5 protein-coding genes are annotated in these 14,086 nt (G+C 67.8%); 4 read left to right on the top strand and 1 reads right to left on the bottom strand.

Annotation, left to right across the window (positions count from 1 at the left end; translation table 11 throughout):
- Positions 1–11: 11 nt before the first annotated feature.
- Both ACIPPS_RS27800 and ACIPPS_RS27795 read left to right on the top strand, forming a co-directional pair.
- Positions 12–227 carry a hypothetical protein gene (locus ACIPPS_RS27800; RefSeq protein WP_401437759.1) on the top strand — a complete coding sequence of 72 codons (216 nt, stop codon included), beginning with the start codon at positions 12–14 and terminating at the stop codon, positions 225–227.
- A gap of 90 nt (positions 228–317) precedes the next feature.
- Positions 318–1,802: an alpha/beta hydrolase gene (locus ACIPPS_RS27795; protein WP_401437360.1), complete on the top strand. Its 1,485-nt coding sequence runs from the start codon at positions 318–320 to the stop codon at positions 1,800–1,802.
- An 86-nt stretch (positions 1,803–1,888) separates the two neighbouring features.
- Here the strand turns inward: ACIPPS_RS27795 and ACIPPS_RS27790 are convergent, their stop codons facing one another.
- A complete protein-coding gene (locus ACIPPS_RS27790; protein ID WP_401437357.1) occupies positions 1,889–5,062 on the bottom strand; it encodes a hypothetical protein in 3,174 nt (1,057 codons plus the stop codon).
- Between the two features lie 614 nt (positions 5,063–5,676).
- On the opposite strand from ACIPPS_RS27790, the gene ACIPPS_RS27785 reads away from it, so the two are divergent.
- On the top strand, positions 5,677–13,464 hold the full coding sequence (locus ACIPPS_RS27785; RefSeq protein ID WP_401437740.1) for a ricin-type beta-trefoil lectin domain protein: 7,788 nt from the start codon (positions 5,677–5,679) through the stop codon (positions 13,462–13,464).
- A gap of 56 nt (positions 13,465–13,520) precedes the next feature.
- A complete protein-coding gene (locus ACIPPS_RS27780; RefSeq protein WP_401437354.1) occupies positions 13,521–13,979 on the top strand; it encodes an SUKH-4 family immunity protein in 459 nt (152 codons plus the stop codon).
- Positions 13,980–14,086: the final 107 nt, after the last annotated feature.

Here is a 14,086-nt window from a genome sequence, read left to right as displayed (position 1 = left end):
GAGGTCCGCCGGTGAACGTCGGGGCGTACGTCGGGACGTACGTCGTGGACGCCCGTGACGGACGGATCGGGCTGGTCATGGGCTGCGTGGGGCCCTGGGTGCAGCTGAGGCCGCCCGGTGGCGGGCGGGAGTGGGACTGTCCGGCCGAGCTGCTCAGCCCCGCACCGCCCGGGGACGTGCTCCGGGCACGGGTGCGGGCGATCAACCGTGACGGGCGACTGCCCTGAAGTCCCCAGCTGACAGGTGGGGTTGACCCCACCTCCGGTCCGCCTGCCGGCCGGATGGGGCATGCGCGCCTGATCGAAGAGGCTGCACCCATGACGACTTACGGACGTACCAGCCTGGTTCTCGCCCTCTCGGCCGCCGCCGTCGCGGCCACCCTCACCGTGGCCCCCGGCGCCACCGCCTCGGCATCCGCGCTGCCCGGCGGCCTCTCCTGGAAGCCGTGCGGGCCCGCCGGCCTCGGCCAGGAGTGCGCCACGCTCTCCGTACCGCAGGACTACGCCAAGCCGGCCGGGCCGCAGCTCTCCCTGGCCGTCTCTCGGATCCGCAGCGAGCGGCCCGAAGCGCGGCGCGGGACGCTGGTCGTGATCCCGGGAGGGCCCGGAAGTTCCGGGGTGCAGCGGCTGTCGCAGAAGGGTGCGGCGCTGGGGGCGGAGCTGGGCGGGGCGTACGACCTCGTTGCCTTCGACCCGCGTGGGGTCGGCGGGAGTTCGACGGCGAACTGCGGGCTGGACCCGGAGGACCGGCGGATGGTGACCCTGCGGTCGTGGCCGGCCGCGGACGGGTCGATCGACGAGAACGTCGCGCGGTCCCGGCGAACCGCCGAAGCCTGCCTGGCCAACGGCGGTGAGCGGCTGCGCAGCTTCACCACGGCGAACCAGGCGCGGGACCTGGACCGGTTCCGGCAGGCGCTCGGGGAGGAGAAGCTCTCGGCGTGGGGGGTGTCGTACGGGACGTACGTAGGAGCGGTGTACGCGACGAAGTACCCGCACCGCACGGACCGTTGGGTCCTGGACAGCAGCGCCGACCCGAACCCGGAGCGGGTCGCGCGGGGCTGGCTGGCGGACATGGCGAAGGGTGCGGAGGACCGCTTCCCGGACTTCGCTAAGTGGGCGGCCGACCCGGCGCGAGCGGAGCTGCGCCTGGCCGAGCACCCCTCGGACGTACGCCCGTTGATACTCGACCTCGCGACCCGCCTGGACCACGAGCCGAAGGAGTCGACGACGCCGGGCGTCCCGCTGACGGGGAACATTCTCCGGCAGGCCCTGCAGAACGCCCTCTACTCCGACACCGCGTTCGCGTCCTTCGCGGAACTGGTCAGGTCGGCCCAGGACCCGAAGAGCATCCCCGTTCTCCCCGCACAGTCCTCCGCCGCGATGCCGGACTCGGACGCGGCGCTCAGCGTCGCCGTGATCTGCAACGACGTGAAGTGGCCCCGATCGGTCCGCGCGCACGAGCGCGCCGTCGCCGTCGACCGCGCCCGCCACCCGCTGACGGCGGGCATGCCGGTCAACATGACCCCCTGCTCCTTCTGGAAGTCCCCGGCCGAGAAGCCGACCCGGATCACCGACCGGGGCCCCTCCAACATCCTCATGATCCAGAGCCTCCGCGACCCGTCCACCCCGTACACGAGCGGCCTGAAGATGCGCGAGGCCCTGGGCGCCCGAGTCCGCCTGGTCACCGTCGGCCAGGGCGGCCACGGGATGTACCTGGGCAACGGCAACGCGTGCGGGAACGCGGCCGTGACGACGTTCCTGACGGCGGGGGAGCGGCCGGCGGGGGATGTGTACTGCGGCTAGGACGGTTCTCGGCAAACGGCGAGGCGCGCCCACCGGGATGGTGGGCGCGCCTCGCCGTCTGCCTGCGTCTCCAGCCGAACGCGTCTCTAGCCGAACGCCTTGACGTTCCGCCAGTCGACCCCGAGGACCGTCTCGACCGCGGCGTTGGTGTTCGTCGTGGACGGGTGGTAAATGTTCACGTTTCCGCTCGCCCCGACCCGGGTCCAGATGTCCGGGACCTGGTCGTTGTTGACATCGGGGATGCCCAGGGCGATCGAGACGTTGGTCCCCGTCCAGGCTACGCCGTACTGGACGTCACCCTGGCGGGACTTCGCCGAGGTCATCAGCGAGTTGAGGTCCACGCTGCCCGCGACGGCACCGGGCTTGCCGTGGCGGATGTACATGACGCCGGTGCTCACGTCGCGCCACAGCAGGTCGGGGGTCGAGTCCTTGTCGATGTCGGCGAGGTTGACGATGTCCCGGCTGGTCCAGCTTTCGCCGCTCATTCGAGTGGCCGTCTGGAACGTGGCCCCCGTGTAGCCGGACAGGGTCCAGAAGTCGGCGCCGGCACGCACGATCACGTCGGGCAGCTTGTCGCCGGTGATGTCGCCAACGGCCTTGAACTGGGTCCACGTCGACGGTGCGGGGGTGCCCGACGGTAGCCGGATGTCGATCCTGTCCTCGACATTGAAGGTGCCGTAGCCGTCGCCGGGGTAGAGCCAGAAGGTCCCGTTCGGGGCTACGGAGAAGAGGTCGGTGCTCCCGTCGCCGGGGTAGGAGTCCTGGTAGTGGGAGATCAGCGCTGCCTTGCCGGTGGCGGGGTCGTACCAGTAGCCGAGCGGTGGGTCCTCCGCCTTGAGCTTCTCCGGGTCGTCCGGGTCCTCCTTGAGCAGGTACGAACCGGGCATGCCCTGGTACAGCTCCCCGTCCGGGCCGCCGGAAAGAGACTCCAGCTGTCCGGCCGCGTTGATGATCAGGAGGTCGACGATGCCGTCGCCGCCGACGTCACCGGGGCCGTCGCCCGTGTCGCGGGGCCGGACGTAGAAGGAGTAGTCCGCTCGCGCGCTGAGATTGCCCGCAGGGTCCATGGCCCAGACCTGCAGCCCGTTCGGACCGGCGTGAGGAGGGGCCAGAGTGGGAACGGTGGCCTTGCCGCTGGTCGCGACGACGTCGGTGGAACCAACCCCCTCGAAGCTGTACCGGAACTTCGCGGCTCCTGTGGACTCGAAGGTGATGGCGCCCGTGCCACCGAACTTGACCTTGGCCCAGGTCTGGCCGTCCGGGGTGGCCTCCGGGAAGTCGGTGCTCGTCACGTCGGGGGCCGGGGGCCCGGTGGTGTCGATGGTGACTTGGCAGGACTTGTCGCCGAGGGGGAACCAGCTGGACCGGCCGGTCGGAGTTGCGGTGTCCTCCGCCTGGACGACCCAGGTGTACGTGGCTCCGTGTACCAGGTTGGGGACGATCACGGAGGCGGTGCCGTTGGAGTTGGTGGTCTGGACATAGTCCTTGTAGGGCTCCCCGACCTTCGTGACACGGAAGCGGAGCTGTTTGAGGTCCTTGTCGAGGTCTTTCGCGTTCGCCGTCAGGGTCATGCTCGACTTCGCGATGGTCCGGGAGGCTGGTGACTGCACGCACGCTCCACCGGGTGTACTGGTGCCGCCCGTCGGTTCCGACGGATTGCGGTTGTACTCAGCCTCGAACGCGGCGGAGGTCGCGCGGAACTTGCGCCAGGAGTGGGTGCTGCCCTCGTTGGTGGCGCGCAGGCCGAAGGTGAGGTTCGTCCATCCCGCGGTGGCGGCCTTCTGCGCGGCGGCCTTGACGTTGGTGTTGTTGAACGCCTCCCACCCATCCGCGCAGCCGTAGGTGTAGTTGCCGTGGGCGAAGGACTTCCCTTGCAGGTAGTCGGCCCAGGCCGGTTGGGCGTTCCATGTCGTGCCGGTGGAGATGGAGCCCGTGAGATAGAACTTGTACTCCATGGGATCGCACGACCAGGCGTGGTTGTTCAAAACCTTGAACGAGGCGGAATAGACCGTTGCGCCCGTGATCTTGGTGAATTCCATGCGCCAGAAGGAGCGGCCCAGGCCGCCGGTCAGGCTCTCGTACCCCACGCGGGCGTCCGAGGTGCCGGAGCTGAAGTTGGTGCCGTTGTGGAAGCTGGTGTTGGGGTAGGGACGGTAGGCGGTCGTCCAAGCCTGCCAGGCGGTGTTCATCGGCGGGTCGACGAACACGGGGAAGCGGGTCTTCTCGTCCGTGAACAGGCCTGTGGAGGCGGCCTGAAGTTGCAGGCGGGCGTCGCCTGTGCCTTCGCCGTCCAGCCTGACGGGCACCGGAGCCTGCTTGGCTCCGGGTTCGATGCCGCTCAGACCCGACAGCTTCAGCACGTCCGCGGAGGTGGCGACCGAGGTGCGGAGCGCGAAATCGGGGTTGCCGGGTTCGCGTCCGTTGGAGTCCCACGCGAACGGGGTGGGGAGATTCCCGATCTCCTTGCCCGACTTGTCCAGGATCTGCACGCGTGTGCCGGCCTCGACGTACTTGAACACGGCCGTGTCCGAACGCAGTCCGTACGTCACGTCCTTGAGCGCCGCCTGCTGTGCGGCCTCACGTGTCTTGACGATGAGCAGCTGGGCGAAGCCGCCCTCCTCGCGCGCGACCAGGAGCAGGTCGACGCCCGGGAGGACTTCGGGGTAGAGCGCGCGGGCTCCGTCGAGGACGGGCTCGGGCAGGGCGCCGGGCCAGGTGTACGCGACGGTGTGGCCGTCGATGTCCATCTCGGCGAGCACGGTGTCACCGGGCTGCGGCGCCCGGGCGTACGAGCGGTCGGCGCGGGAGGTCTCGGCGTCGCCGCTGGAGAACCGCACCGGAAGAGGCACGTTCACGGGCCGGACGCCGAGCCCGCGCGGAGCCTTCCCGGTCCGCTTGAGCGTGTTGTCGATGGGTGCCCAGTGGCCCTGGGCGTTCTTCGCCCGCTGCGGGAGGGCGTGGATCTGTGAGCGGAGCCGGCCGTTCGGCAGGGCCCAGGTCAGCTCGGTCGCGGTGGTCGCCGTCTCGACGAGCACCTGCTTCCCCGTGCGTCGCGCCTGGGCCATGGCGGCCTGCTCGTCGCGCAGGGGAGTCGAGGCGGGCTTCGCCTCGGTCCCTTGGTTCCGCTGGGCCGTTGGGGGCGCTTCGGGTTGCCACCAGGGCAACAGGGCAGCGGTGAGTGCGGCCAGAACGAGGCCGAGGGTGCAGGCCAGCCTGGTGCGCGTGCGCACGAAGGGGCTGAGCAGGCGGGGCGCGGTCACGGCGGTCTACTCCCGTAGGGACCAAGCGGAATGGGGACAGCACAGACAGCCCCGGACGGCGGACCGCGGGGCACAGGCGCGCAAACGATCACATGGCTTTCACGGTCTGTCCACAGATAAGGAAGTTGTGAAGTTGTGATGTTGTGACGGAGGTTGCGCGTTGAGTGACCATTTCTGCTTGCTGTGAGGCTTTTTGGTGACCCGGGAGGAGCAATATTTGGCAAATAGGGCAATCCGTCTAAAGGATCACCGGTGGTGGAATTCGCGCGGTTATAGGTGGTGGCGCAGCTCACGCGCCTTACGTTCCGTGGCTTTGCCTGATCTTGAATCGCGCGGCGTTCATGACAGAGGGTGCACACGCGTGCGCCTGGAGCAGGCGTGCGCCCTTTGGTGTTTCCGCACCTCATCGGTTTTTGTCTGGGTTGCCTCAGTGGGAGTCGGCGCGTATGCGTGCTTCAGGTCCGCTGTCATGGCTGGGGCGGGGACGCCCAGCCATGACAGAGTCACAACGACGACGTCGGCGGCTCGGCCGCACGGCGATCGTCCTTCTGTTGTCCTCGACCTTGTCGGTGACGAGCCTGAGCGCGCAGGCGTGGGCGGCACCGGGTCCCGGCATGAGCCGCGAGGAGGACGCGGCGCAGGTCAAGCTGCCCGAACTGCCCCCGGACGCGCCGCTCGACGGGGATGTCACGGCGCCGAAGGAACTGTCCACGGCCAAGGTCGATCCGGTCGAACCCTATGTTCCGACCGCCCTCACTCCCTGGCAGTCGGGCGCCGGTACGGCCGACCCGGCGACCGCACCTGCCGGAGAGTCGGTACCGGTCAGCAACGGCCTGCCCGTCGGGATCGGAGTCGCCGAAGGCACGCTGCCGACGGACGTGGACGGTCAGTGGAAGGTCGATCTGGCGCCCCAGTCGACGTCCCAGGAGGCCGGGCTGGCAGGTCTGGTCATGCAGATCACGCCGCCGGCGGACGCCGATCCGAACGGTGAGATCACGCTCAGCGTGGACACCGCCGGCTTCGAGGACCTCTACGGGCCCCGGGCATCCGAGCGCTTCGGCATCATGGTCGTGCCCGACTGCGTCTTCTCGGCGCCCACGACCGGCGACTGCGCGGACGGTGGCGGCGGTACGGAGCCGATGTCGGGCGGCGACGGCTCGGACTCGTTCGAGCAGCTGTCCAGTTCGGTGGAGACGGTGCCCGCGTCGGAGGCTCCGACCGGCAGCAGGGTCGCGAAGAACGCTCCGCAGCGTCAGATCGTCACCGGCACCGTGTCCGTGGGCAAGCTGATGGGCGGCGAGGCCGCCCCCGCACCCACCGGCGCCTCCGCCCCCACCGGTGCCTCCGTCCGCACCGCCGCGCTTCCCGTGGTCAGCGCCTCGGGCAGCTCCACCGTCGCCGTCGGTGACACCGGCGCCTCCCGGTCCGGCGACTTCACGGCCTCGCCGCTGCTGTCCTCCGGCTCCTGGTCGGCGGGCGCCTCGTCGGGCGCCTTCACGTACGCGTACCAGGTGCAGACCCCGGAGACGGCCGGCGGCCTGATGCCGAAGGTCGCCCTCTCGTACTCCTCGCAGTCCGTCGACGGCCGCACCTCGGGAACGAACAACCAGGCCTCGTGGATCGGTGACGGCTGGGACTACAACCCCGGCTCCATCACCCGTACGTACGCCGGATGCCGCCAGGACTCGAAGAAGCCCGGGTCCAACAACCCCACGCACCGCACCGCGGACCTCTGCTACGGCTCGGAGAACGCCACCCTCTCGCTCGGTGGCACGACCACCGAGCTGGTGTGGGACGCCACGAAGGAGAAGTGGTTCACCGCCAACGGTGACGGTTCCACGATCGAGCTGAAGAAGGACACCTCCCGGGACCCGCGCACCGGCGACGGGAACATCAAGGACCAGGACGGTGAGTACTGGGTCGTCACCACCAAGGACGGCACCAAGTACCACTTCGGCATGAACAAGCTGCCGGGCTGGACCGACGGCAAGGACTACACGAACTCCGTCCTCGCGGTTCCTGTGTACGGCAACCACCCGGGTGAGCCCTGCTACAAGGCCGGCGACTGGCCGAAGTCCGTCTGCGACCAGGCCTGGCGCTGGAACCTGGACTACGTCGAGGACGTCCACGGCAACGTCATGTCCCTGTGGTGGCAGCGCGACACGAACTACTACGCGCGCAACTTCCAGTGGAACACCCCGGTCCAGTACCACCGTGACGGCTACCTGTCGCACATCGACTACGGCCAGCGCAAGGACGGCATCTTCACCGCCGAGGCCCCGGCCAGGGTCACGTTCGCCGTCGACGAGCGGTGCAAGACCGAGGGATCCCTCACCTGCTCCGAGGCCAACTTCACCTCGAAGGACCCGGGTGCCTACCGGATCTGGTACGACACTCCGGCCGACCTGAACTGCCGTAAGGCCAAGCCCTGCTGGAACGCGGGCCCGACCTTCTGGTCCCGGAAGCGCCTGGCATCGATCACGACGGAGTCCCAGCGCCAGCAGGGCACGACCGCCCGCCAGGAAGTCGACGCCTACACGCTTCACCAGAACTTCCCCATCCACAGGACGGGTACCAACACCGCCCTGTGGCTGGAGTCGATCCAGCGCACCGGCTTCGGGCCGCAGGGAGACACCGGCGAGAAGACGCCGCTCAACGCGGTGCGTTTCGAGCACAACCCGGAGGACATGCCCAACCGCGTCAAGGACGACGCGGCCCCCGGCTTCTCCCGGCTCCGGATCTCGCGTGTCATCAACGAGTACGGCGGCGAGACCGTCGTCACCTACAAGAAGCCGGCCGGCGACTGCGCCACCGGCACCGGACTGCCCGGCAAGAACGACACGGCCGCGCTCAAGGCCAACAACCGGCTCTGCTACCCGGCGTTCTGGCACCCGGACCCCGAGGTCGAGGACATCGACTGGTTCCACAAGTACGTCGTCGACACCATCGAGGAACTTCCCAACGTCACCGACTCGTACGCGACCACGACGCAGTACGCGTACAAGAACCCCGGCTGGCGGCTCGCCGAGGCGGAGTTCACCAAGAAGTCGACGCGGACGTACTCCCAGTTCGCAGGGGTCGAGCAGACCACCACGATCACCGGCGTGGACCGGAACGTCACCGACAACGGTGAGGGTTCGGGGGACTCCCCGGCCACGAACAACCCCAAGACCAAGTCCGTGGTCCGCTACTTCCGCGGCATGGGCAGCACCATCCCGGTCAAGGACATCCACGGCCAGGAGATAGCCAAGGACGAGGAGCCCTTCGCCGGCCGTATCGCCGAGGAGCTCACCTACTCCGGCAGCGGCGACGCGGACACGGACTGGCTGACCCGCTCCATCACCGTTCCCGACGCCACCGAACTCGCCAAGCGAGACCGTGACGACGGCCTGAGCGACCTCAAGGCCTGGCGTGTCACCGAGCCCCGGACCCTGTCGTACACCAAGTCCTCCGGTACGGGTGACGACAAGCGCACCGAGCGGATCGTCGAGACGAAGACGATGTACGAGCCGACCTACGGCCTGCCCGCTCTGGTCGAGTTCCTGGGTGACACCGGCAAGACCGGTGACGAGAGCTGCTCGAAGCTCGAGTACGTGCACGAGATCGACAAGAACATCATCGGTCTCACCAAGCAGGCTCTGACCTCGCCCACTCTGTGCGGGAACGCCGACTTCGGCGATCTGAAGTCCCTGAGCGGCGGCACGCGCACGGCGTACGACGGTGCCGCCTACGGTGCGGCGCTCGCCGGCACCACGCGCGGCCTGGCCACCGAGTCCTGGTCGCTGAACGGCGAGGGCACCGGGTTCCAGACCAACGGCACGACCGGCTTCGACGGCATCGGCCGCGTCATCCGGAAGACCGACCCGGACCAGAAGTCCTCCACGATCACCTACGACCCGCCCACCGGCCAGGTCTTCAAGGTGACCGAGCGCAACTCCCTCGGTCACGAGCAGATCCAGGAGCTGGAGCCGGGCCGGTCCGTGGGCGTCAAGACCACGGACGTCAACGGCCGCGTCAGTCAGGCGGAGTACGACCCGCTGGGCCGGCTCTCCAAGGCGTGGGGGCCGGGCCGTACGCCGACGGCTGTGCCGGACTTCAGGGCCGTTTACACCATCCCCAAGGAGGAGCCCCACCCGGACGACCCGGATCACATGATCCGTAAGCCTCCGTACGTCACCACGTACGCACGCGGTCAGAAGGACCGGATCGAGACGTCCGTCACCATCTACGACGGCCTCGGCCGGGAGCGGCAGACGCAGGAGGAGGCGACCGGTGGTCGCGGTCACCTGATCACCGACACGCTGTACAACAGCGCGGGTGAGGTCTACCAGACCAACAACGCCTACCTCACGCACAAGGCCAAGCCGGGCGAGCTGTTCACCCCGGACGCCGACACGGCCGTCCCCAACACCACGAAGTACACGTACGACGGCCTGGGCCGTGTGGTGCAGGAGACCCCCTGGCTCAAGTACGAGGCGCCGGGGTCCGAGGGAGCCACGTCGAAGGCGTTCCCGGAGCGGGCGACCCGCTACGAGTACGGCCAGGACTGGTCGAAGGTCATCAACCCGCAGGGTGCGGCCTCGTACAGGATCTTCACCGACGCGCTGGGCCGCACGTCCCGCGTGGACACCTTCAACCCGGCGGCTCCCGGCGGGTTCACGTCGATGAAGTACGAGTACGACAGCCGCGGCCAGCTGGTGAAGGCGGTGAACGCCGCCGACGAGCGGCACACGTACTCCTGGACCTATGACCACCGCGGCCGGATGGACTCGTCCACCGACCCGAACTCGGGCACCAGCAGCACGAAGTACGACCACCGCGACCGGCCGGTGACCGTCACCAACGCACGCGGCAAGACCGTCTGGAACGGCTACGACGAGCTGTCCCGGCCGGTCCAGCAGAAGCTGGGCGGCTCCGACGGCACGCTCCTGTCGGAGTTCACGTACGACACGGTCGCGGGCGCCAAGGGCCTGCCGGCCACCGTCACCCGCTACACCGACGGACTGCCGTACAAGCAGCAGGTCAACGGCTACAACCAGGAGTACCAGCCGACCTCGACGACGCTGAGCCTGCCTCAGTCGATCGCCGACACCTGGGGTCTGCAGAGCTCGTACACGTACGGCTACCAGTACTCCGACACCGGACAGCTGGAAGAGGCCTCGCTCCCCGCGGTCGGCTCTCTCGCCGCCGAGAAGCTCGTCGTCCGCTACAACAAGGACGGCCTGCCGCTCTCGATCTCCGGCAAGGACTGGTACGGCTCGGAGACGGTCTACTCGCCGTACGGCCAGGTCATGCGCTCGACCCTGGGCGCGCAGCCGTACCGGGTGTGGACGCAGAACACCTTCGACGAGGCCAGCGGTGAGCTGAAGGACCAGTACGCCTACCGCGAGAACACCGGGGACACGTCCCTGGTCGGCGGCAACCTGGTCTCGCACCGCTCGTACACCTACGACCCGGCGGGCAACGTCACCGGGATCAAGGAGCACTCCACCGGGATCGACGAGCGCCAGTGCTTCTCGTACGACCCGCTGGGCCAGCTGAAGCAGGCGTGGACCGACAAGGGTGCGACTTCGTGTTCCGCCGGCCCGAAGAACACCGACGGCACGATCAACGCCGTCGCGGGCACGGACGGTTCCGGGTACTGGCAGGAGTACGAGTACGACCTGCTCGGCAACCGCACCAAGCTGACCGAGAAGGACCTCGGCGGCGTCACGGCCAAGGACGCCGAGACGACGTACACCTACGGCAAGGCGGACGGCAGCCAGCCGAGCACGCTGACCAAGGTGTCGAAGACGTACACGACGCCGGCCGGTGCCGCCGTGAAGGCGGAGGCCACGCGTCTGTACGAGGTGACCGGCGAGACCAAGACGGTCACCTCGATCGAGAACGGCGACAAGCAGGAGCTGTCCTGGACGCATGACGGTCAGATCGACCGGATCACGGGCCAGGGCAGCGGCGGCAAGACGCCGTACGTCGGGCTCGCGGACAAGTGCCTGGACCTCAGGTCCGGGCGCGCCGCGGCCGGGCAGGCCATCCAGCTGTACGTCTGCAACGCCTCGGGGGCGCAGAACTTCCGGTTCACCCCCAAGCCCGCTCCGAGGGAGGGGGCTCAGCCCGACCCGAACGTGGGCACCCTGTCGGTGCAGGAAACCTGGTGTGTCCGGCCGGTGGCGAACACGGCCGGCTCGGAGGTGCAGGTCCAGAAGTGTGACGGTCTGCCCGCGCAGGAGCTGCGCCGTAACGCGTCCGGACAGCTGACGCACGTCGCGTCCGGTCTGTGCCTGGCCGTCAAGGACGGGCTCAGCGCCAACAGCACGCCGGTCGTGCTCGCGACCTGCAGCGGCACCGCCGCGGCCCAGCTGTGGGCGGCGCAGAACGACACCCGTCACATCTACGGCCCCGATGGCGGTCGACTGCTGACCATCACGGGCAAGCAGGCCACGCTCCACCTGGGCGAGGCCGAGGTGATCGCCCAGCGCGGCGGGGTCCTCGTCAGCACTCAGCGCACCTACGCCGCCCCGGGTGGTGCGGTGGTGCGCGTCGCGTACGGCACCGGCGGGTCAAGGCTCCGCGCCGTGACGATGGACCACCAGGGAACTCCGTACGCGGAGGTCGGGCTCTTCGACAAGCAGCCGGTACTGATCCGCAAGCAGGACCCGTTCGGCAACAGCCGGGGCATCGACAAGGCGTCGGCCAGCATTGAGACGCACAAGGGTTTCCTGGGCAAGACCGAGGAATCGGCGTCCGGCTACACGCCGCTCGGCGCCCGTCTGTACGACCCGGTGGTCGGCCGCTTCCTGTCCGTCGACCCGGTGCTCGACCTGAACGACCCGCTGCAGTCCAACGGGTACGCGTACGCGCACAACAACCCGGTGACGCACTCTGATCCGACGGGGCTGGCGATCAGCCTGACGGCGTCGGAGCGGGCGGCGGCGTTGGCGGGCGCGGGCCTTTCGGCTGCTGAGGTCGCACAGGCCCAGGCGACGATGGGCAAGTCGCTGAGTTCGGTGATCCTGGCCGCTGCCTGGGCTGTCCTGAGCGAGTTCATCCCCTCGCTGGATGACGCCGTGGCCTGCTTCGGTGGTGACCTTTGGGGCTGTGGAAGCTTCATCTTCGACCTGATCCCGTGGTCGAAGGCTTTCAAGATTCCGGGCGTCATCAGGGCCATCGACCGCACGATCGGAGCGATCCAGGCCTTCAGGGCAGCGAAGAAGGCGGCTGAGATCGTCCTCAAGACCGCGAGGGCGGCCGAGGCGGCGGCGCTCAACGCCAAGAAGGCGGCGATCGAGAAGGCCAAGAAGGCCGCGCAAGCGGCCAAGAAGAAGCCGCCGGAGAAGGTCAACACCACAAGTAACAAGGCGGTCAACGAATCCAAGAAGACCGGTAACCCGGTCCAGAAGCAGGCCCAGGCCAAGGCGGCCCCGAAGTCCTCGTCCGCGGCCGGTTCCGGCAAGGGCAAGGGCGGCGGCGGAGGCGGCGGCAAGGTCAGCACGTCGAAGGCCGGCGGCAACTCGGGCGGCTCGTCCCGCAGCAACGGCGGCTCGTCCGGTGGCTCCTGCAAGACCGCGAGCAACAGCTTCGTGCCCGGCACGAACGTCCTGATGGCCGACGGCTCCACCAAGCCGATCGAGCAGGTCAAGACCGGCGACAAGGTCGTCGCGACCGACCCGAAGACGGGCGAGACCCGCATCGAGACAGTCACGGCGGAGATCAAGGGCCAGGGCCTCAAGCACCTGGTCAAGGTCACGATCGACGTCGACGGCGCGGCCGGCACCAAGACGGCCGACATCACCGCGACCGACGGCCACCCCTTCTGGGTCCCGGAACTGGGCAAGTGGCTCGACGCGACGGACCTGCAGCCGGGCCAGTGGCTCCAGACGAGCGCGGGCACGTGGGTCCAGATCGGCGCGGTCGAACGCTGGACGTCGCAGGACGCGACGGTCCATAACCTGACCGTTTCCGATGTCCACACGTACTATGTGCTGGCTGGGGCTACGCCGGTACTCGTTCACAACTGCGGAGACGTAGGACAACAAGTCGAGCACGGTTCGACTGAACTGAGTCGCGCTACGGTGTTTCAGCGACTGCTTGACAATAACCGAGGAAATTTGTACGGAGCGGCGAGACTCCGAAATGGAGACATCATCACGGCTCATTCTGATGATGCGGGTCACGCTGAAGAGTACCTTGTGCAAAAAGCAGGAGGCGGAAGCAACATTGCCGAAATGTATACCGAGTACGGAATGTGCCCAAGGTGTCAAGGGCCCGGCGGGAAGCGCGCTGTTCTTCCTTCGCTCCCTGCCGACGTGCAGTTGACCTATTCAATCCCGTTCGCGGATCCGGCTAGTAGGCCAGCGGCAAGGACTGCCCTGCGCGGGGTAATTAAATCGATCTTCGGATAAGAAAGGCCGTGATGTTTGTGGCACCGCACCTTGAGTTCTCTAAGTATCCTGACGGCGTGCCGTCAGTGGTGGCGCCTGAGGTGCGGCGCTTTTTGGAAGATCATGGGGTTCCGCGGGCTGTTCTCACTATCTTTCGCGCAGTTGACGGGCTGCTTGTTCCGTCATGTGCGGATCTCGGGTATAGCGTCAACGGCGTCACCATCGGCTATTCTCGTGAAGACGATGAAATCTGCATCGATTCAGACACCGGGCAGGTGCTTCTCTTGGCCTCATGGAGCCCGGCGGCACCTCTGGTTATAAATCGAGACATCGCCGCCTTTGTTGATTCCTTGGTCATGCTGAATGGAATGCTCCCGCTGTATGGGATCGATAGGGATCTGGATGTATCTGAAGCGGCAGCAGATCGGCTCCGCTTCGAACTCCAACGCCTTGATTCGACCTCCACGGAGGATCCGAACGGTTTCTGGAGTGCTTTCCTCGATGATGTGGCAGTCGGTGACTATCCGGGCAAGTGACCGTGTCCCTTCCCGTGGCGCAGGCTGGCGGCCAGTGGAGATATCGATAATCTTCCGGATGACTGGCCCGATGGAAGTTGAGAGGGTAAATAGTATCCGCAGTCGAA

It is taken from the genome of Streptomyces sp. NPDC090127, assembly GCF_044746945.1.
GTDB lineage: Bacteria > Actinomycetota > Actinomycetes > Streptomycetales > Streptomycetaceae > Streptomyces.
The sequence above is the reverse complement of the archived record's forward strand: the minus strand, read 5'-3'. Positions and strand labels throughout refer to the sequence as shown.

Excerpts from the sequence above, each read along its gene's own strand:
- ACIPPS_RS27795 (WP_401437360.1), top strand. The coding sequence starts at position 318 with ATGACGACTTACGGACGTACCAGCCTGGTTCTCGCCCTCTCGGCCGCC.
- ACIPPS_RS27785 (WP_401437740.1), top strand. The coding sequence starts at position 5,677 with ATGAGCCGCGAGGAGGACGCGGCGCAGGTCAAGCTGCCCGAACTGCCC.